Annotated in this window: 15 protein-coding genes and 2 pseudogenes; 10 read left to right on the top strand and 7 right to left on the bottom strand. The window is 67.5% G+C overall.

The window, feature by feature from the left end; genetic code table 11:
• Positions 1-1,101: 1,101 nt before the first annotated feature.
• Entirely contained in the window at positions 1,102-1,545 is a 444-nt protein-coding gene (locus HO151_RS03990; protein ID WP_254594701.1) for a MarR family winged helix-turn-helix transcriptional regulator, read from the bottom strand.
• 200 nt (positions 1,546-1,745) lie between these two features.
• Between HO151_RS03990 and HO151_RS03985 the strand changes: the two genes are divergently transcribed.
• From HO151_RS03985 to HO151_RS03975, 3 genes and pseudogenes are all read left to right on the top strand, one after another.
• Positions 1,746-3,194, top strand: coding sequence for an MFS transporter (locus HO151_RS03985; RefSeq protein ID WP_173894721.1), 1,449 nt, complete (start codon positions 1,746-1,748; stop codon positions 3,192-3,194).
• 6 nt (positions 3,195-3,200) lie between these two features.
• Positions 3,201-3,356 (top strand): annotated as a pseudogene (locus HO151_RS07685) (integrase core domain-containing protein); the annotation flags it as partial.
• A gap of 15 nt (positions 3,357-3,371) precedes the next feature.
• Positions 3,372-3,686, top strand: a pseudogene (locus tag HO151_RS03975) (IS5/IS1182 family transposase); the annotation flags it as partial.
• Between the two features lie 47 nt (positions 3,687-3,733).
• On the opposite strand, the gene HO151_RS03970 reads toward HO151_RS03975, so the two are convergent.
• Positions 3,734-6,898: a glycosyl hydrolase gene (locus tag HO151_RS03970; protein WP_217422836.1), complete on the bottom strand. Its 3,165-nt coding sequence runs from the start codon at positions 6,896-6,898 to the stop codon at positions 3,734-3,736.
• Between the two features lie 497 nt (positions 6,899-7,395).
• Here HO151_RS03970 and HO151_RS03965 point away from each other — a divergent pair, with 497 nt between their 5' ends.
• The 4 genes from HO151_RS03965 to HO151_RS07360 all read left to right on the top strand — a co-directional run bounded on the left by HO151_RS03965 (position 7,396) and on the right by HO151_RS07360 (position 12,225).
• Positions 7,396-9,627: an MMPL family transporter gene (locus HO151_RS03965; RefSeq protein ID WP_173894719.1), complete on the top strand. Its 2,232-nt coding sequence runs from the start codon at positions 7,396-7,398 to the stop codon at positions 9,625-9,627.
• A gap of 94 nt (positions 9,628-9,721) precedes the next feature.
• Complete coding sequence (locus HO151_RS03960; protein ID WP_173894718.1) at positions 9,722-10,924, top strand: sensor histidine kinase; 1,203 nt, start codon at positions 9,722-9,724, stop codon at positions 10,922-10,924.
• Complete coding sequence (locus HO151_RS03955) at positions 10,921-11,604, top strand: response regulator transcription factor (protein ID WP_173894717.1); 684 nt, start codon at positions 10,921-10,923, stop codon at positions 11,602-11,604. Before HO151_RS03960 ends, HO151_RS03955 begins: the two co-directional genes overlap by 4 nt.
• A 111-nt stretch (positions 11,605-11,715) precedes the next feature.
• On the top strand, positions 11,716-12,225 hold the full coding sequence (locus HO151_RS07360) for a hypothetical protein (protein ID WP_254594693.1): 510 nt from the start codon (positions 11,716-11,718) through the stop codon (positions 12,223-12,225).
• A 398-nt stretch (positions 12,226-12,623) separates the two neighbouring features.
• Here the strand turns inward: HO151_RS07360 and HO151_RS03945 are convergent, their stop codons facing one another.
• From HO151_RS03945 to HO151_RS03925, 5 genes are all read right to left on the bottom strand, one after another.
• The gene (locus tag HO151_RS03945) at positions 12,624-13,679 is read right to left on the bottom strand and encodes an MFS transporter (RefSeq protein ID WP_173894715.1); all 1,056 of its coding nucleotides are present in this window, start codon (positions 13,677-13,679) and stop codon (positions 12,624-12,626) included.
• An 87-nt stretch (positions 13,680-13,766) separates the two neighbouring features.
• On the bottom strand, positions 13,767-14,666 hold the full coding sequence (locus HO151_RS03940; RefSeq protein ID WP_173894714.1) for a dihydrodipicolinate synthase family protein: 900 nt from the start codon (positions 14,664-14,666) through the stop codon (positions 13,767-13,769).
• 83 nt (positions 14,667-14,749) lie between these two features.
• Positions 14,750-15,457, bottom strand: a complete 708-nt coding sequence (locus tag HO151_RS03935) for a B3/4 domain-containing protein (protein WP_173894713.1) — start codon at positions 15,455-15,457, stop codon at positions 14,750-14,752.
• A gap of 40 nt (positions 15,458-15,497) precedes the next feature.
• Entirely contained in the window at positions 15,498-16,043 is a 546-nt protein-coding gene (locus HO151_RS03930) for an FMN-binding negative transcriptional regulator (RefSeq protein ID WP_173894712.1), read from the bottom strand.
• A 27-nt stretch (positions 16,044-16,070) separates the two neighbouring features.
• Positions 16,071-16,907 (bottom strand): DMT family transporter, encoded by an 837-nt coding sequence (locus HO151_RS03925; protein WP_173894711.1) that lies wholly within the window; start codon positions 16,905-16,907, stop codon positions 16,071-16,073.
• Between the two features lie 120 nt (positions 16,908-17,027).
• Between HO151_RS03925 and HO151_RS03920 the strand changes: the two genes are divergently transcribed.
• The 3 genes from HO151_RS03920 (at position 17,028) to HO151_RS03910 (ending at position 19,940) form a co-directional block, all read left to right on the top strand.
• Positions 17,028-17,606, top strand: coding sequence for a helix-turn-helix domain-containing protein (locus tag HO151_RS03920; protein ID WP_173894710.1), 579 nt, complete (start codon positions 17,028-17,030; stop codon positions 17,604-17,606).
• 523 nt (positions 17,607-18,129) lie between these two features.
• On the top strand, positions 18,130-19,332 hold the full coding sequence (locus tag HO151_RS03915) for an AAA family ATPase (protein WP_173894709.1): 1,203 nt from the start codon (positions 18,130-18,132) through the stop codon (positions 19,330-19,332).
• On the top strand, positions 19,329-19,940 hold the full coding sequence (locus HO151_RS03910) for a DUF4276 family protein (RefSeq protein WP_173894708.1): 612 nt from the start codon (positions 19,329-19,331) through the stop codon (positions 19,938-19,940). Before HO151_RS03915 ends, HO151_RS03910 begins: the two co-directional genes overlap by 4 nt.
• The last annotated feature ends 186 nt before the right edge of the window (positions 19,941-20,126 follow it).

Here is a 20,126-nt window from a genome sequence, read left to right as displayed (position 1 = left end):
ACCGGACTCACCTTGACGACACCACGGCGACAACGTCAGTAATCCGTCGGCGAGGTGACCGATGCGATCGCCTCGGACCTCGGCTTTCGTGCCCTGCTGGTCTATGCCCACATCCTCCAGACACAGGCCCATCGGGCATCGGACAGGTCACTGAGGTACGGCTTCCGCTGACTCACGTCGTAGCGTGATCATGGATGCGGCGGACGGTGCCGTTCCGCTGCTGCTGGGCGTTTCTGCCTGATCTTCAAACCAGACAGACTTTGTGCATAAGAAACGGAGCAAACCGGCAGCCAAATCCGCAGCTCGATGGACGCGAGGGTGTACGCATGAGACAAGAACCTCAAAAGCGACGGGCGTGAAAGTTACTTACCGGCACAGAGTTTCTTTAAATGCTCACTTACAAGCCATTCGGAATGATTCATCCCCACCGCCCACTCTCCACGTCCGGCGCAACTATCAACTGGCCATGTGGGGCACAGCCTTGGCAGTCGGGCTGAAGGGAAATGCCTGAGGATCTGCTAACTCAACGTCCGGAGACCAGCCTCGTAGATCGACAACTTTGGATTTGAAGATCCCGACTGTGAGTATGTTGGAGGCGCCGATCGAGGGTTTACCCCAATCCCTGGTTGATACTACGGCTGCAGACCGAGCGTCTGGGATCGATTCAACACGCCAGGAGCTTGACCGAGACGGTCCCATCACGGTCGTGCCCGTGCGTCGAGCTGGTGCGCGCGAGCCCACACCTCCACGCATCAAAGGACCAACCTAGCCACCGTGCTACAGCCCATCCAAGCGATTGACGGGATCGGCGTCGACAGTGACGTCCGCCAAGCCGTCGTCATTAACACCATCGGCCGGTACCTGGCCACCAAGGCATTCCCCACCACACCTGAAAGCTGTCGGCAGCTGCCTGGCATGGCTGCTCTACGACCCATTCCTGGTGCTTCTCGATCAGCGCCCGTAGTTTCCTGGTGGCTTGAGGGCTGATACGTCTCATCAGCGTCGCGGCTTCCGATATGGGAAGTCCAGTGATCCTATCCGCAATTTCCTATTCCTTGGCCAGGAATCAGAGTCAAGCGGAGGCCGTGTCTCCGGCGTCCTTCAGTCCCGTGTCGGATGCGGCGTCTGACGTTCGGGCCACGGCTTCCCGCTCAGCTGCTCGATGCTCCTGTTGAAGCGCTCCAGGTAGTCGGCGAACGCGTGGATGTCCTGCTCCGGCCATTTGGCCATGATGCGGTCCAGGTTGGCCACGATGCCGGTGCGTTCATCTTCCAGGCGCTGCCGGCCCTGCTCGGTGATGCGGAACTTGCGAGCCATGCCGCCGTCGGGATCGGGAATGCGCTCAACCAGGCCGGCGCGCATGGCTGCTGCGGTCTGCCGGTTCAGGGTGGAGGTGTCGAGGCCGAAGGCGTCGCCGAGCTGTCCGATCGACATGGGCCCCTGTGCGTGGATGCGGCTGAGCAGGATGTAGGCGCTGCGGTCCAGGACGCTACCGGCGCGAAGGCCTTTGCTCTTGTGCATGTGCATGTAGCGGCTCAACAGCATCTGTTCGTGCTCGACCCGGGCTGAAGCCCCGTCCGCCCTGTCCACATGTCCTCTTCTCTGCGCTGCAAACCCGAAAAGTCGGCTCCGGGTCATCATATGTACCCGTCATGGCATGTGCCAGATACATGAAATGTGTACGATGCATGCTGCGTCGGTTCGGGACGCCGTTGTTCGTAAAGGTTCTGTAGAGGAGCTCCACCATGTATGGCCCGCAGACGACTACCCGATCGGGTGTCGTCCCCACACTTGCACTGGCCGGCACCATCGCCGCGATCATGCAGACGCTAGTGACTCCCCTGATCGCAGACATGCCGCAACTTCTCGACACCAGTGCCTCGAACGCGGCGTGGGTGGTTACCGTCACTCTGCTCGTCGCCGGTGTGTGCGTGCCTGTGTCCGGGCGGCTCGGAGACCTGATAGGCAAGCGGCGGATGCTTCTGGTCTGTGCGGTGCCTTTGTTCGTAGGCTCGGTGATCTGCGCACTGGCCTCATCCGTCGTGCCGATGATCATCGGACGCGGTCTGCAGGGTATGGGCATGGGCATGGTGCCCCTTGGCATCGCCCTGCTGCGTGACGTCGTGCCCACGGAGAAGCTCAGCGGCTCGATCGCCTTGGTCAGCGCCTCTATGGGCATCGGCGGCGCTATTGGCCTGCCGCTGGCCGCGGCTGTCGCGCAGTACGCGAACTGGCGGGTGCTGTTCTGGGGCTCGGCCGGCCTCGCCCTGATGATCGGTATTTTGATCTACTTCATCGTCCCCGACGTCCCCGCCGCCGCAAAGGGCCAGCGTTTCGACGCCCCCGGCGCCGTCGGCCTCGCCGTGGGCCTCGTCTCCCTGCTCCTCGCCATTTCCAAGGGCGGCGACTGGGGCTGGACCTCCGGCACCACCCTTGGTCTGTTCGCCCTCGCGGTCGTAGCCCTCCTCGTATGGGGCTTCTACGAACTGCGAACCCGTGAGCCCTTGGTCGACCTGCGCACCACGGCCCGCCCGCGCGTTCTCCTCACCAACGTCTCTTCCATCCTGATCGGCGTCGGCATGTACGCTTTCATGCTGATCGCCCCACAGTTGCTGCAGTTCCCCGAGGCGACCGGTTACGGCCTGGGCCAGTCGATGCTGGCCGCCGGCCTGTACCTGGCTCCTGGCGGCGTCATGATGATGATCATCTCCCCGCTCGGCGGAAAGCTCATCAACAGCAGGGGTCCCAAGTTCGCCCTGATTCTCGGCGCGCTGGTGATCTCGGTCGGTTACGCCCTCGCCCTCCCCCTCATGGGGACCGCCGTGGGCATCATGGTCGCGGGCATCGTGATCAACAGCGGTGTCGCCCTTGCGTACGGCGCCATGCCTGCTCTCATCATGAGCGCGGTACCGGTCTCGGAAACAGCGGCGGCCAACGGCTTCAACGCCCTGATGCGTTCCCTCGGCACGACCATTGGATCGGCGGTCATCGGCGTCGTCCTGGCGCAGATGACCATGTCTATGGGTGGACACTCCCTCGCCTCTGAGGACGGCTTCCGCACGGGCCTGCTCATCGGTTGCGGCGTCGCACTGGTATCGGCCGCCGTCGCCGGCCTGATCCCCGCCCTGCGTACCGCGAATGAGGAGTCCAAGAGCGAGCAGACGGTCACCGACGAGCCCTCGGTCCGGGCCTGACGTCTCCTGCCGGCGTTCGTTGCACTCCGCTCCGGACGCCGGCGCCTGCTCAAGTGCCAAGGTTCCTGGCGCGACGCTGACCAGGTCGAACACGTCATCGTCGAACGGGTCGGCTGGTACAACACCGAGAGGCTTCACTTCGCCCTCGACCACCTCACACCCGAAGAATTCGAGGCATGGCGCTACCTGCCCCACGACTTCCCGCCGCATACCACCGTGTTCGGCTACTTCAGCGCCTGGACCGCCGACGGTACCATCGAGAAACTCGGCCTCCACCTGCACCGGATGGTCCGTGAGCAGGCAGGACGCACCGCCGAATCCACTGCCTGTGTCATTGACGCCCAGAGCGCCAAGACCGCGACCAGCGTACCCACCGACACCCAAGGCACTGACGTCGGCAGGAAGATCGTCGGACGCAAACGCGGCATCGTCGTCGACACTCTCGGCCTGTTACTGCTGGTCATGGTGACCGCCGCCGGCGTCCCGGACAACGGTGTGTATGTCTCGTCCGGTGCGTTCGCAGTGTCAGGGAGTCTCCCTCAGCGGGTTACATCGGCAATGGTGTATGGCGTGATCCACACTTCACCGGTCAGCCCGTAGTCCTGCGGGGCCGTGGCACCGGTGGAGTAGCCGCGCTGCCTCATCCGGTTGGTCAGCGTGGTCGTCACAATGACCTCGACCGTGTTCTCTCCGTTCCTGCGCAGCAGATCCGTGATGTCGACCCGCAGGGTGCGCAGGTCCACCCCCGGGGCTCTGCGGCCGTTGACGAGGACGCGGGCTTGGTCCCCGTTAGTCGAGGCGAGCTGGAGGAAGGCACCGTTGTGCGCGTTCCAGTCCCTCGGCAGACGGAACGTCGTCCTGTACGTGCCCACGCCGGAGACGTGTGACATCGAGGGGCTGTCGCCGGCCAGCCGTGCCAGCTGTTGCGGTGTCGCCGGGAGATCCTTCCACGGCACGAGCAGGCTGTCGCGGAAGCTCAGGTCCGTCTTCTTCGTGGTGTAGTACACCTCCCGCGTCTCGTGGCCGAACTTGGTCTCGGTGTTGCCCACACGATCGCCCTCGTTCCAGTCCTGGACGACGATGTCCCAGCGCGTGAGCGGAATGCGGTCGGGGACCTGTACCCGCGTCCGAGCCCTGCGTCCGTTGCTCAGCGTGGTGGTGTAGGTACCGCTGCTGGTCGCCTGGACCGCTATCGCGTTCCCGTGTTCGATCACCCGGTCGGCGGTGGTGCTGACGGCGTGGACGCCACGGCCAAAATCGCTGAGGTCCAGCGCGATGATCCTGGCCTCGCCGGGCTTCAGTGACAGTGGGACCCGTGTTGCGCTGGAGCCGACGTCGTAGGTGCCCACCGGGTCGATGACACCGGTCCAGCCGTCGATGGTGTGCGGCTTGCCCCGCCCGGCCAGCGAGAGGACGAAGCCGAAGGGGCCCTCGCCCTTGTTCTTCTCGAACTTGAAGCTGTAGACGAAGGTGTAGAGGACCTTCTTCTTCTCGTCGAGCCGGGAGAGCGTCAGGATCTTGTTGTTCGGCTCCGCGAAGGCGATCCGGGGCTTCACACCGAGCCTCTTGAGCGCGGCGAGAGCGGCGCTGGGCTGGTTGACCTCGGCGACGTTGGGCAGCGCCTTGATCCGGCCGACGACCTTGCGCAGTTCCTCCTCGCTGTCCTGGGCGAACCGGGTGGTCGAGGCGGCCTTCTTGTACTCGATCAGGGGGCCTTCGTGTGATCTGATCTCGGCGGTGTTGTTGACGAAGAGCACGGGCAGGCCGTCCCGGGCGATGCGCAGCAGCCGTTTGGCGCTGGAGAGTTCTAGGGAGTCCTGGTACAGGATGACGGCCTGGTAGCCGGGGCCGTCCGGCTGCAGCTCGTGCTGCGTCCAGGAGACGTTCTCCGTGTCGTCTAGCAGCTGCGGCGAGAAGTAGTCGTAGGTGTACCCGGCGTGCTGCAACGACAGGTCGCGCCAGAAGTACGGCGTGTCGTTCATGAAGTAACTGTTCTCGGCGGGCGTGTTCGCACGCGGCTGGCCGTAGGAGATGAACGCGTTGTCGGTCCGCAGGATCGCTATGTCCCGCCGCGGCTTGCCCTGGCGCAGCACTTTCTGGATCCGGCCGAGCATCTCGGTCCACTCCGGGTAGAACAAGGATGCCGGCTGACGGCCGCCGAACCGCTCGGAGAAGAAGGTGTACATGCCTTCGTGGCCGGGCCAGCGGGTGTCCGCCTCGGATCCCTCGATGGCCGAATAGCCGTGGAAGACAGTGCGGTTCACGCCTCCGACGAACTGCAGGTAGGACAGCCGGGTCCAGTAGTCCATGTCGTAGTAGTAGTTGTGGCCGCCGACGGCGCCGGTCTCGCTGGAGAACGGCCGGCCGTACATGTGGGCGGATCCGAGCATCCCGCGGTACACGTCGAGGTCGCCGTTGTGCGCGAACGTCTCCGTCTCGACGCCGTCGAGGTACTTCGCGGGCGTGGAGATCTCGTACACCATGCCGTACGACGGCTCGGCGCGCAGCTTCATGCCCAGGCTGTGCAGCCATTCCTGCAAGGGCTTGAGCACGTTCTCCTCGTACAGTTCGGAGAACGTCTGGTTGACGTCGTTGCGGATCTTCTGGATGCGTGGGGTGCGGGCCGGGTCCGAGGCGGCGTAGTCGAACCGTGGCGGGGTGTTCGAGTCGTGGCGGGTCTTGTCCCAGGAGATGACCGGCAGGTACGGCGTCACGTCGTACCCGCGCCGGGCGCGGAATTCGTCCTTGAAGTGGTAGCCCCAGAGCACGCCGGCCGCTCCGTAGCTGGCGAGTTCGAGGGAGTCCATGTAGATCTCGCCACGGCCGTTCTGCCGTATCTTGTGCTTGAGGTCGGCGGTGAGGACGTTCTCCTCCCAGTAGTCCTTCAGCGCGTCGATGCCGTAGGAGTCGACATAGTTGATCGTGTAGTTGAGGCTGACCGAGGGTTCGAAGGTCTCGCCGGTGCCGTGCATCCAGTAGACGAACAGGGCGTACTGACCGTCGCGGGGCGCTGTCCAGCTCAGCGAGTACGCGTCGCCCTTCTTGACGACCTTCTTGGAGAGGTCGGTCAGTGACTCGAAGTCCAGCTCTCCGGTGCCGGTGCCCTCGCGGTAGTCGTTCGCCTGCCCGCTGTCCGGGCGGGTTTTGGTGATCCTCGCGGCGACGACGCCCTCGAAGACGTTCTCCTTGGACGCGGCCGACTGGGCCGGCTTGACCGCACGCGGCAGCGTGCCCTCAAACTTCTCGCCGGCCGCGAGGAGCACGGTGGCGTAGTCGAGTTCCTTGGAGGCGGCCTTGTTGTCGTAGTCAAACCTGACGCCGTCCCAGGTGTAGGTGTCGGGCAGGTTGGCGGTCGCCCAGTGCGCGCCGCTGGTGAGGCTGAACCCGAGGTCCCGCGCGGTCGCCTCCTCGATTACCAGACGGGAGTCGTGCGTCCATTCCTGCGAACCCCAGCCGTATACGGTGTCATCGGCCCCTGCCTCCGGCATGGCGAGGAATTCAGCCGCCCCGAAGCCGAGATCGGCGATCTCCTTGACGCTCTTCCGCAGCGTCCCGTCCGTGTGCAGTCCTTCGGCCAGCCACCACCGCACCTCGGGCCGGTACCGGGTCTCGACGCCTGCGTAGTAAGCACTCATCCGGCCGGCGAAGGCGGACCCGGAGGTGGCGCGGGCTGCGGGTGCGAACCCGGTCGTCATGGCACCCATCACAACCGCAGTCCCTGTCAGGACGCTTCTTCTGCTGATCACGACGACCTCACATGTGGCTGAATCGTTTCGGCACGGTGAAGCTATGGGCGCTGCCAGGACGCGTCAATAGCGTTGACACGATTCATCCTGACCAGTTGTTTTGAGAGCATTTCCTGCCAGATCGCCGTTTTACTTAGGTCGCTCTGGCGATTGAACCCTTTCAATCCAAAGGAAGCCTGGTCTTGAGTGGCGCGGAGCAGACAGGCGGGCCCGGGCAGCCGGATGGTGTGCCGCGCCCGACTTTCAAGGCGAGGCACGCCGGACGGGACCGGACGGTTCGGTCAGGTGCAGGGCGGCACGCGGTGCAGTGAGATCTCCTCCTCAAGTACTACGGGTGAGTCCCGACTCGTGCAGCCGCACGAGGCGAAAGAGACAGCACTCGCACGACGCCCTGGCGGGGCCGTCAGGGCAGCCTTGGGAACTGTCCGAGACCGTGACCTGGAGAAACAATCCCTGTGGCTACCCTTCTTTATCGACTGGGCCGCACCGCCTTCCGGCGGCGCTGGCTCGTGGTCCTGTTGTGGGCCTTGCTTCTTGGCGCCGTCGGGCTGGGCGCCGCCAAGGCCCCGGCCGCCGGGGGCGCCGGTACCTCCTTCATGCCTGGCATCGAGGCACAGAAGGCATTCGACTTGATCGGGGAACGTTTCCCGGGTTCGGACGCCGACGGTGCCAACGCCCGCATCGTGTTCATCGCCCCTGACGGGGAGAAGATCACCGCCGCCGGCCACCGCGCCGCCGTCGACGCGCTGGTGTCCGAGGCGGCCGGCGGACCCCAGGTGGACAGCGCCGTCGACCCTTTCAGGGCGAACGCAGTCAGCAAGGACGCCTCCACTGCCTACGCGACGGTCACCTACAAGGTCAAGGCCGACGACCTGACTGATGCCAGCAAGAACGCCCTGGAAGACGCCATCGGGAAGGCGCGCGACGCCGGGCTCACGGTCGAGGTGGGTGGCAATGTCCTGTCGAGCCAGCCCGCCGCAGGCGGCTCGGCCGAAGTCATCGGCATCGCCTTGGCCGCCCTCATACTGCTGATCACCTTCGGATCACTCGCGGCTGCCGGCCTGCCCCTGCTCACCGCCGTCATAGGCGTCGGGATCAGCATGTGCGCGATCCTCGCTCTCGGCAGCACCTTCGGGCTGGACATGACCACTGGCACCCTGGCCTCCATGCTCGGGCTCGCGGTCGGCATCGACTACGCCCTGTTCGTCGTCTCCCGCTACCGCGAGGAACGGGCGAACGGTCACCAGCCGGCCGAGGCGGTGGGTCTGGCGGCCGGCACTGCCGGCTCCGCGGTGGTTTTCGCCGGCCTCACCGTCGTCATCGCCCTTGCCGGCCTGTCCGTGATCGGTGTTCCGATGCTGACGAAGATGGGTCTGTGCGCGGCGGGAGCGGTCATCCTTGCCGTGCTCGTCGCCCTGACGCTGGTACCCGCCCTGCTCGGTATGTGGCCGAATGCCGTTCTCACCCGCAGGACTCGCAAGCAGGGCGCCGCCACCGCGCAACATGCGGCCGGCGGGCGGGACAACGGCGGTACCCGGTGGGCCCGTTTTGTGCTGCGCCGCCCCGTACTGGTCCTGCTGGTGGGGGTGGCGGGCCTGGGTGCGCTGGCCCTGCCCGCCGCACAGCTGGAGATGGGCATGCCGGGCGCCGAGGCGAAACCCGTCTCCACGACGGAACGGCGTGCATACGACGCGCTTGCCGGGGGTTTCGGCGCCGGCTTCAACGGTCCCCTGACGATCGTGGTGGACGCCAAGGGTGCCGACGACCCGAAGGCGGCCGCGCGGACCATCACCGGCGAGATCGAGCGGACCAACGGCGTTGTGTCGGTCTCGCCCGCGCGGTTCAACCCGGATGGCGACACCGCACTCTTCTCCGCGGTCCCGGCGACCGGTCCCAACGAGGAGGCCACCAAGGACATCGTCCATACGATCCGTGCCGCACGCCAAGGTCTGGAGAAGCAGACCGGGGCGACCTTCGAGATCACCGGCACCACCGCGATGAACATCGACACCGCCGGGGCGCTCCAGGACGCATTGCTGCCCTATCTGACGGTCGTCGTCCTGCTGTCCCTGGTTCTGCTTCTGGTGGTCTTCCGCTCCCTGCTCGTACCCCTGAAAGCTGCCCTCGGCTTTCTGCTGTCGGTACTGGCCTCGCTGGGCGCGGTGGTAGCGGTCTTCCAGTGGGGCTGGGGAGCGGAGCTGCTGGGCGTCGAGCAGACCGGCCCGATCATGAGTCTGATGCCGATCTTCCTGGTGGGTATCGTCTTCGGCCTGGCCATGGACTACGAGGTCTTCCTCGTGGCTCGTATGCGTGAGGCATACGTCCACGGAGAGCGGCCCGCACAGGCGGTCGTGAGCGGTTTCCGGTACAGCGCCCGAGTCGTGGTGGCCGCTGCCGCGATCATGATCGCGGTCTTCTCCGGCTTCGTCGGAGCGGACGAGTCGATGATCAAGACCATCGGTTTCGGGCTCGCCAGCGCGGTGCTCTTCGACGCCTTCGTGGTCCGCATGGCTCTGGTACCGGCTGTGCTCGTCCTGCTCGGCGACAAGGCGTGGTGGCTGCCCCGATGGCTCGACAGGGCACTGCCGCGTGTCGATGTCGAGGGCACCGGGCTCACCGATCGAGCTGCCCCCACCACTGGTCCGGCAAGCGGTGACATCCCCGCGCAGACATCCGTGCGCATCTGACGCAACTCGCACCAGCGTGCCGCGGAGCCTACGCAACGGCTCCGCGGCACGCGTCTGACACTCTGACCGGGGGGCCCTGCCTTGGAGGGCGAAAATGAGCACGAACTGGTGGCTTCGCGTGAGGAGCCATCCGCACGCGCAGCGAGCGCTCGGCCTGACGGTGCTGTTCGCCCTTGCCGTCACCGGTGCCTGGTTCACCCGCTTGATCATGGACGACCCGCTCGTCCTGTGGCCCGGCGTCGCGCTGTCCGCCCTCGCCTGCGCGGCGCTGCTGCGACGGCGCACCCACCCTCTGCCCGTGCTGGCGGCGACCGCGCTGTGCGTCATGGCCGAGAGCGCCCTGAATTACCTGCTCACCCCTTTGCTCATGGGCCCCCTCTTGGTGGCCCAGTACTCCACGAGCCTGCTCACCTCGCGCAGAACGGCGTGGAAGAGCGCACTGGTCACGGCCGTAGCCACAGCCGTGATCGGGCTGTTCTCCGACACGTTCCCGCACCCGCTGTTCCTGACCAGCCTCAATCCAGCCGCCTGGATCCTCGTGGCCGCGGCCGTCGGCGGTTACGTGCGGGTGCGGCGTGAGTACGCTGCCGCCCGGACCGAGCACGCAGTGCACGAGCGGGAGGAGGAGGCACGCCGGCGCGTCATCCAGGAACGCATCCGGATCGCACGCGAACTCCACGACGTTGTCGCCCACCACCTCGCCCTCGCCAACGCCCAGGCCGGTACCGCGGCGCACCTTGCCCGCAGCAACCCCGAGCAGGCGTTCGAGATCGTCGCGAGGCTGCCCGAGACAACCGCCGCGGCCCTGCGCGAACTCAAGGCCACAGTGGGGCTTCTGCGCCAGGACACCGATGATGAAGAGACAGCCCCCGCCCCGGGCCTTGCGCAGCTGCCCGACCTCGTAGCGACTTGCGCGGAGGCCGGCCTCGACGTCGACGTCACCGTCGAGGGGGAGCCCAAGCAGCTCACACCCGGCCTCGACCTCACGTCCTACCGGGTCGTCCAGGAGGCACTCACCAACGTCACCAAGCACGCGGCCACCCGCACCGCCCGGGTGCGGCTGTCCTACACACCCCACCACCTGACCCTCACCATCGACAACGACACCAGCGATCCCTCGGCCAGCCACTCTCCGGCCGAGCCGGAACCGCACCGCGGTTTCGGGCTGCTCGGCATGCACGAACGCGCCCTTTCAGTTGGCGGCACCTTCCGTGCCGGGCCCCGGCCGGAGGGCGGATTCGAAGTTGTTTGCGTACTGCCGCTGGACAACTTCCACGAAAGCGAGAACGACTCATGACCGTCCGCGTCCTGCTCGCTGACGACCAAGCCCTGCTCCGGGCCACCTTCCGCATTCTCATCGACTCGGAACCGGACCTCACCGTCGTCGCGGAGGCCGCCGACGGCCAGGAGGCCGTCGACCTCGTCCTCGCCCACGAACCCGACGTCGTCCTCATGGACATCCGGATGCCCGGCACCGACGGCCTGGCCGCCACCGCGGACATCTGCGCCCGTCCCGGCCTGTCGGCCACCCGTGTCCTGATCCTCACCACCTTCGAGAGCGACGAGAACGTGGCCAAGGCGCTGCGGGCTGGTGCCAGCGGCTTCCTTGGCAAGGACGTGAGCCCCGACCTCCTGCTCGCCGGCATCCGCACCGTGGCGAGCGGCGACTCGCTGCTCTCCCCGACGGCGACCCGCTCCCTCATCGACCGCTTCCTGGCGGCACCGGACCGCCCACCGCTCGCACCGCCCGAACGCCTCGCCGCCCTCACCGACCGCGAGCGCGAAGTCATGACCCTGGCCGCTTACGGCAAGTCCAACACAGAGATCGCAGACCATCTTGTCCTCAGCCCGCTGACCGTTCGCAGCCATATCCAGCGCGCCATGTCCAAACTCGACGTACGCGACCGAGCCCAACTCGTCGTCATCGCCTACCAGAACGGTCTCGTCCAGAACCCGCGGGGCAACCCGGGCGGGTGACACGGGCAGGACGGGCCTGGACCGCGCATCTGACGAGGAGCTGTACCGGCCTTGGGACTGGTAGGCCCGCATGTTGAGGTGTCGCGTATTCGCGGCTGAGACTCACGGACCATGACGCTGGGTGAGAAGTCGGGTCGGTTGATCGGGGTCTGGCATGATCGCGCGGTGAGTGATGCGAGGCTGCTGGCCGTGGAGGCCGTTGAGTCACATGTCCGTGCGTTCTTCGAGGGGCATTCCGTTGAGGTCGTCGTCTGTGACCTGGGGTCGGAACGACGCGAGGTCCTGCCCGACCTGCGGGTTCTCGTTGTCGGCCCCGGTCCACGCAGCGATAGCTGGGCCTATGTGACCGCCGGGTGCTGGGCCGCGATGGAGAAGGACGGTCACGGGCTTGAGTTCGTGATGACGACTCACGTCCGAGACCAGCGGTTCATCGACCTCGGCCACTCTGCCGACTTCGCCGCCCGACGGCCGCAGCGTGCGCAGTTCCGGACATGCCACCGCTCGTACTCTTCCGGCGTCATCGCTCAGCCCTCGGGAGTCAGTCGGACCCGCATGGGTTGTCGGGCAGCGAGGATGATCGGTACCTCCTCACCGGCGGCGCGATGGGCTGGGAGGTTCTAGGCCGATGTGGCGATCAGATCGGTGGGCGTGCGATGCCTTCGACCTCGTCCCGCAGCTGGGCAGCGAGGGCGCGGGCCTCTTCGGGGTCCGAGTAGGAACGGGTCGGGAAACCGGTGCTGGTGTCTGAAGTCTCGGCAGGACGTTTTCAGTCCGTCAGGTCGATGTGCGGCCGTCGATCCTGCCGGGGCCCGGACTCCTGGTCGCGTGTTCGCTCTTGGGCTGGGCCCGCGAGGGTTCGGGCGATGGGAGGTCAGGGTGGGGGTTGCGTCGGCGGCGGTGGCGTTCGGTGGAGGAGAGCAGCGTGGCGGTGAGGGTGAGGGCGGTGGCCAGGAGGGGGAGGAGGCCGGTGCTGATGAGGGCGCCAGCGGTTGCTGTTCCGGCGGATCCTGCGGTGATCTTCAGGGCGCCGACCCAGACGAAGATCTGTCCGCGTGCGTTGTCGGAGGCGTATTCGTTGCGGGCGGCGAGGGTGGCGGCGAAGAAGTAGGCGTTGGCGATCCGGCGGCGGCGTAGGCGGCGAGGGCGAGCGGGAAGGAGGGGGCGAGGGTGATCAGCAGGAGGGTGGCGCCGACGGTGGCGGCGAGGCGGGTGGTGAGCTGGTCTGCTTCGGTGCGGGAGGGGCGGATCATGACGCCTGCGGATCCGGCGAGGTTGCCCAGGCCGTAGGCGGCGGTCAGGAGTCCGGCCACGGAGGCGCTGACGCCGAGGGCAGGGGTGCCGGCGACGGCAACGATGGGCAGAGCGGCGACGCTGAAGGCGACGGTCACGGTCAGATACAGCGTGCGGCGCAGGGGCCCGGAGGCGAGGATGCCGGTGAGGGTGCGGATGGGGCGGGGGACGTCTGCGGCTTTGCCGGGGGCCGGGGTACGGGGCAGGAAGCGGATGACGGCGGCGGCGATGAAGCAGCCGGCGGCCAGGGTGAGGGCGGCGGTGGCGGGTGAGGCCCAGGTGGCGAGGGCGGCGACGAGGGTGGGACTGACGGTGCCGCTAATGCCGTAAGTGGTCACGTCCCAGCCCTGGGCCCGGCGCTGGCGTCGCTGGCCGTGTCCGGCGATGGCGGGCAGGCGGCTGCTGATACCGCCGGTGAGCAGGGGCCCGAACAGGCCGGAGACGACCAGCAGGACGGCGGTGACGGCGGGGTGGGTGTGGGGGTAGAGCAGGACGGCGGCGGCCAGGGCGGTGCCGTGGGCTAGGGAGGCTGCGGCGATGACGGTCCGGCCGTCGCGGGCGGTGTCCAGGCTGCGGGCGACGAAGGGACCGAGTAGGTGGGGGGCGGTGATGCAGGCCCCCAGGGCGCCGGCCAGCCAGCCCGAGCCGTCGCCGGCGGTGACCATCAGCACGATGGCCACGACCGCGCCGCCGTCGGAGGTGCGGGCCAGGGTCGCCGCGATGATGTAGCGGACCAGCGGACCCCAGCCGGGCTTGTCGACGAACTGGTCGGTGCGTAGGCGCACGGCCGCGCGTCTCCTGCGGGAAATGGGGGCGGAAGGAAGTCCGGGGCGCCGCCGCCCTCCCGCGTGTGGGAGGGCGGCGGCGGGCTGTCAGGTGTGGAGGTGGAGCTGCTCGATCACCGTGGCGAGGTGGGCGCGTTCCTCGGCGTCCAGGCCGCGCAGCGGCAGCGGGAGGTTGCGGTGGGCGGTCAGGCCCAGGTGGGCTGCGGCTGCGGCGACGACGCGCAGGGAGCCTCCGTGCTGGACGAACAGGTCCCACAGGGGCTGGAGCCGCTTCGACTCCTGTGCGGCCTGCTCGTGCCGGCCGGCCTGGGCTGCGCGGGTGAGGGCGAGGGCCGGCTGGGGGAAGGTGCCGCCGATCACCGAGTACCAGGCGTCGCATCCCGCGTTCAGACCCCGGGCCGCGGCGGCGTCTCCGCTGATGCCTACGGTCACCGTCTCGGGCAGGAGCCGGCGCAGGTGCTCGACGCGATCCCGGGCCTGCTCGGGATCGGCGGGGAGGGCGGGGATCTTGATGGAGGCGACCTGCGGCAGCTGGGCCAGGCGGATGTAGAACTCGTCGGTGAAAGTGAAGTGCGTGGTGCCGGGGTTGTCGTAGATCACCAGCGGAACCGACAGATTTGCGGTGACCTCCTCGAACAGGCCGAAGACGTCCTCCTCGGTCAGCGGTTGGTAGGACACCGGCGCCAGCAGGACCGCGGAGGCCCCGGTGTTCTGCGCGTCCTCGGCGGCCTGGAGGACCTGGCGGGTGCGCAGGGCCCCGATGCCGACGATGACCGGCACGCCGTCGGCGTGCTCGACCGCGAGGTGGGCGACGCGGGCGCGTTCCTCCCGGGTCAGGTAGGCGTAGGAGCCGGTGGAGCCCAGCGCGCCGATGGAGTCGACGCCGGCGGCGGCGAGCCGCTGGATCAGCGCGGCGTACGCCTTCTCGTCGATGCTGCCGTTGCCGGGGATGGGAGTGAGCGGGAAGGCGCTCAGACCGGTGAACAAGACGGGCCTCCAACGGGGTGCGGGGGTGGACTTACGGCGGCGGCAGGCGTGGCCCTGCCGCCGTGCTGGGCGGGCCGGGGCGGTCAGGTGGTGGCGTCGGGGTGGGCCGGGCTGAGGTAGTGCACGGTGCTCGTGTCGCAGTGCGGCTGCAGGAGGGCCTGCAAGTCGGCGGCCGCGGTTCTGAGGAGCTGCTCGTCGCGGGTGGCGGTGACGGTCTCCAGGACGAAGGCGACATGGGTGGAGTCCTCGGTGACGCGGGTGCGGTGGGCGTCGCGGTGGTTCCAGTGCCGGGTGAGCACGTCGGTGGTGTCGGTGTAAATGACCTCGCCGGGCTTGGGGTTCTCGACGGTGCCCGGCTCGCCGAGTGGGGTGAAGGTCTCGCTGCCGTCGGCGTAGCGGATCTCGACGTCGCCGGTGACATGGCCGAGGTCGAAGGCTCCTGCGGGCAGGCCGTGGCGGACGGAAACGGTGTTGTAGGAGTCGACTGCCGGGTTGATCCGGGGCAGGGTGCCCTTCTTCGCCAGGCGGCGACCCAGGGCGTCGACGCTGGGCCGGATGCGGCGTGGATTGGTGCCGAAGGCGCGGTAGACGGCATGCCATGCCTCGATGCGCGGGTCGTTCTCGTCGGCCGGGGACCAGGAACCGTGGGCGAGCCGGGCTTCCATTTCCTCCAGCGCGACGGTGGTGGCCGGCCATGACTCGCGGCCGCGCAGACCGGTGGCAGTGACGACGGCGATGAGGGTGTCGGGGAAGGCGTCAGCGATATCTGGGGTGATGCGGAAGAGGGTCATCGAAGGTCCGTTCCGGGGGTGGTGTGCGGGAGGTTGAGGGTTAGCCCGGCCCGAGGCCGAGCGCAGGGCGCGGATGGAAAGGATCAGCTCGTTGGTCGGTGGACTCGTAGTCGCCGTCTGCGGTCTTCGCACGGGCCTCGATGACGTCGAGGCGCAGTCCGTCAAGCGCGGACCCTGGCCGTCTGCAGGGCGAGCCATCAGCCGCGGCCGGGCGGCGCGTGGGCTTGGTCCCGGCGTCGTGATCCTCGGTGATCGTGGTCCGGCAGGTGAACTGGGCGGCCGTGAAGTGCTGGGTTCCCCCGCACGCGGCAAGCGGGCGGCCGCACATGGCGCGCCGGCACCGCAGGGGTAGGGCGGGGACGGTGAACGTGACGTCCGGAGCCGCCTCGACCGCCTCCCAGTCGGGGTCGCGCCGGGTGAAGTGGAGCAGCAGGGTGTCGCCGTCGTGGCTGAAGTGATGGGGCGCAGCAAGAGGCGCCTGCCCTGGCAGGCTGTTGACGCCGAGGCTGCCGAAGTCGTGGCCGTCGGCGATCCAGGTCTGCCACTCGGCGGTGTCCAGGACGGTGTCCCGAGGCGGGACCACCATGCTCGGATCCTTCCAAGAGCGAGGCGGTCAGGTGAGGGCGAGAAGGCTGACGGCGACGGCGGCGGTGCCCAGGCCGATCAGCTGGCGGCGGTGGATGCGCTCGGCCAGGACGCTGCGGGCGAGCAGGACGGTGCCGGCCGGGTACAGGGCGGTGATCACGGCGACGACGGCCAGGTCGCCGCTGCGGGCGGCGAAGAGGAACAGCAGGTTCGCCACCGAGTCCAGCACTCCGGCGGCAGCCGATATCGCGTAGGCGGGCTTGTCGGAACCGAGTTTGCGGTACATCATCCCGGCGGCCGTCAGGGTGACGGCGGAGGAGACGGCGCGGCCGATGACGAGCGGGGCCACACCACTGCCGGAGGGAGCCTGGTGCAAGAAGATCAGCTGCAGAGCGATGGCAGTCCCGGCTCCGAAGGCCAGCAGCAGCGCCGTGCGCGAGGGGCGGACCCCCTTCGCGCCGTTTGCGGCGCTCACTAGCATCACCGCGGCCAGAGCCAGCGGCAGGCCGACCAGCCCGGCCCAGCCGAGGTGCTCACCCTGCACGAGCCCGACCCCGACCGGCAGCATCGCGGAGACCAACGCGGTCACTGGGGAGAGCACGTTCATCGGCCCGATCGCCAGCGTTTTGTAGAGCAGCGCGAACGCGGCGGCCGACGCGACACCGGAGGCAGTGCCCCAGGCGAGGGTGGCGGGCTCGAAGGAGGCGCCGAGGAAGGGCCACAGCAGCAGCTCGACGGTCAGCGAGGCCGGCGCAGCGATCATCACGGTCCGCAGGACATGGGCCTTGCGAGCGCCCAAGCCGCCGAGGAAGTCGGCGCATCCGTAGGCTAGGGAGCTACCCAGGGCCAGCAGGAGAGCGATCACGGTACGTACATCCCTTACTATCAATGGAACGACTACACCGTACAACACACCGACCGCAAATCGTCAACTGAACGACCGCACGGTGCAGCACGCCGACCTGCTGCTGGAGGGACCAAACCGATGGCCGAGACCGAGATGGCGCTGCGGACGCTCGCGCACAACGTCCGCGCGGCCCGTACCCGCGCCGGACTGTCCCTGGATGAACTCGGCCGACGCGCCAAGGTCAGCAAGGGCGCCCTGGTCGCCTTGGAAAAGGCTCAGGGCAACCCCAACTTCGCCACCCTGGTCCGTCTTGCTGACACCCTCGGCATCTCGGTGTCCGCACTGATGGAGGGGCCGGCTGAAGGCCGCGTGAGGGTTGTGTCTGCCGACGCCGCCATGCCCCTGTGGGCCGGGAAGAAAGGCGGCGAGGCCCGGCTCATGCTGACCACGTCGGGGCCGGCCCCGGTTGAGGTCTGGCGCTGGAAACTGGAACCCGGCGAGGAGTACCCCAGCCACCCGCACCAGACTGGCGTCGTGGAGACCGTCAGCGTCACCGCCGGAGAGATGGTTCTCGTCGTCGACGGCACCGAGCACCCGGTCGAGGCCGGTCAGACCGCCACCTTCGACAGCGACGTCCCCCACACCTACCGTGGCTCAGGCACCGAGACATGCCGCCTGATCATGACCGTGCACATCCCGCCCGCCCAGTCTCCGTAAGTGACTGTGAAGTCGTGTGGTCGGGGGAGCCGCTACATCAGGTGCGGGCGGCGAGGTAATGGGTCCAGCTGTCGTTGGCGTATTTGGCCCACGTCTCCGCTATGGCGGGGCTGAGACCGACATTGTCGGGGTGTCCACTCCAAGGATCGGCCTCACCCCCCTGGGTCTGCCCGCCCTCAACTCACAGAGTCCCGCGATCACCGGACTCGGTGGCGGTCCTGCGGCTGCAGGACCGCAGGAGGATGTCCAGTGCTCCGGGGGAGTGGCGGAAGAAGGGGCATCGAGAGCCTCGGTAGTGTTGCGAGCAATGGGCCAGCCTGATCATGGACCGCGTTGGCACCTGTGCATCGCCCCATGGCGATGCACGCTGCTGGTAAAGGACGGTGACAGGTGCGGTCGATACGGATGAGGAAGTGGGGACACACGTGAACAGCAGCGCTTCTGCGGCGGTACCCGGTCAGCCGGGCCTTGGCGATCTGCGAGACCGCCATGCGGCGCGTGGTGTCGGATGCGGTGTGTGGCCGTGCTCTTGACACGTGTCCGGATCGAGAACTTCCGGTCGATTGCCGAGTGTGACGTCCGGCTCGGGCCGCTGACGGTCCTCGCGGGGCCGAACGCAGCCGGCAAGTCGAACTTCCTGGACGCGCTGCGCTTCGTCCGGGATGCCCTACGCATGTCACCGGGAGAGGCTCTGGAGCCGCGAGGTGGCTTGGAAGAGATCCTTCACAGGTCTTCAGCGGGCACACAGGCAGACACTTTTCGCATCCGGCTGGACGTCACCGTGCCCGCCTCCGAACCGGACAGCGAACGAGTGACGCTGGAGGCTTCGTACCTACTGGAAGTGGGTGCCGATCCCGAGGCGGATGGCAGGCCCGGCATCAGGCGGGAAGAACTGGTGTTCCCTGAGGAGCCCGCCCTGTTCTCGCTGCCGGATCTCGACCGGCAGTTGCGCTCAGACGACTGGCGGGATGACCTACTTCTGTCCAAAGTCTCTCGCCGTCAGCGGGGCGCCTACCCGGTCGCCCGCAGCCTGCACTCCATGCGTTTCTACGAACTGCACACGCCGGTGCTGCGGGACATTGACCAGACGCCAAGCCGACGCGGTGACGTCGTCCTGGGCGAACGGGGGGAGCACCTGGCACGGGTCCTCAACCTCCTGTCCCGGCACAGGCCATGGGTCAAGGACACCATCGACGGCTACGTCTCCACCATGATCGAGAATGCGGCGGGGCTGGACGGCAAGGAGTTCGAGGAGGCCGACCTGGCCTACGTTGTCGGCCGCTTCCTTGAGGACGGTAGCCGGAAGCAGGTCGACCGCCGGTCATTGTCCGACGGCACACTGCGCCTGGCCGGTGTTCTTGCCGCACTTTTCCAGTCCCGAGCGCTGAACGGTTCGATCCCCTTCATCGGAATTGAGGAGCCCGAGATCTCTCTGCACCCACCAGTGCTGGGAGCCCTCTACGACGCCTTGGTGGGCGCTTCGCGCAACACGCAGGTAATAGTGACCACCCAGAGCGCCGATCTGCTGGACAGCTCCGCCGCCGACCCGGACCATCTGCTGGTCGTACGCGACGACGGTCACGGCAGCAGTATTGGTCCGATCGACGAGACCGGCCGCAGCCTGCTCGCTGACGGCGTGTTGACCCTTCCCGAACTCCTGCGCAGTGGAGAAATGCGCCCCAAGAGCAGTTGGCCGCACGGCCTGCGGGAAGGCGGCCCGCAGTGACCATCCCTTACCCGGTGATCGCACCCGTTGTGGAGGGCCACGGAGAGGAGAAGGCCCTTCAGGGCCTGCTTCACCGCCTCGTCCCCCACCTACGCGAAGGCGCCTACGCCGACATCCAACCCGCCTACCGCCTTCCGCACGACCGGATGCTCAAGCTCGAGCCGCTCAGCCAAGCGCTCACCATCGTCACCGCGCGCCGGCCCTGCCCCACCGCCGTGCTCGTCCTGCTGGACGCGGACGACGACTGCGCCGTCGAGTTGGCCACTCAAATACACAGCCTGGCGCGGAACAGTCACGCGCATGTCCCTCTGACCGCGGTGGTGGCCGTGCGGGAGTTTGAGGCATGGTTCCTGGCCGGGCGCATGGGACTGCCCCATGACCTTGCGCCCCCGCCCAATCCGGAGGCGATTCGCGGAGCCAAAGAGTGGCTGTCTGACCGCATGCCGCTGGGCAGCACCTACCGGCCTCCCGCCCATCAGCCCTCCTTTGTCCAGTACTTCGACCTCGACGCTGCCCGCCATGCCGCGCCCTCATTCGACAAGCTTTGCCGCGAGATACTGCGCTTCCTCGAGCGCCCGACTGCTGAAAGAGAGGGAGAAGCCTTATGAAGCAGTACGCCCACCGTCTCGCCACAGGTCCCCGGCCGACCGGTGAGGTACCCGGCCCGCGCCAAGCGCCGTAGACTGGGTGAGCGCCCCGCTCTCGATTTGGTGAATTACCAGCCGGGGATATTCTGCTTGTGCGCTATTCCTGTCTTCTGGTTCTCTTCCGGGGTGACGAGTCGACCGTGTAGT

Source organism: Streptomyces sp. 8P21H-1 (assembly GCF_013302945.1).
Note: the sequence above shows the minus strand (reverse complement) of the source record. Positions and strands in the feature narration are given on the sequence as shown.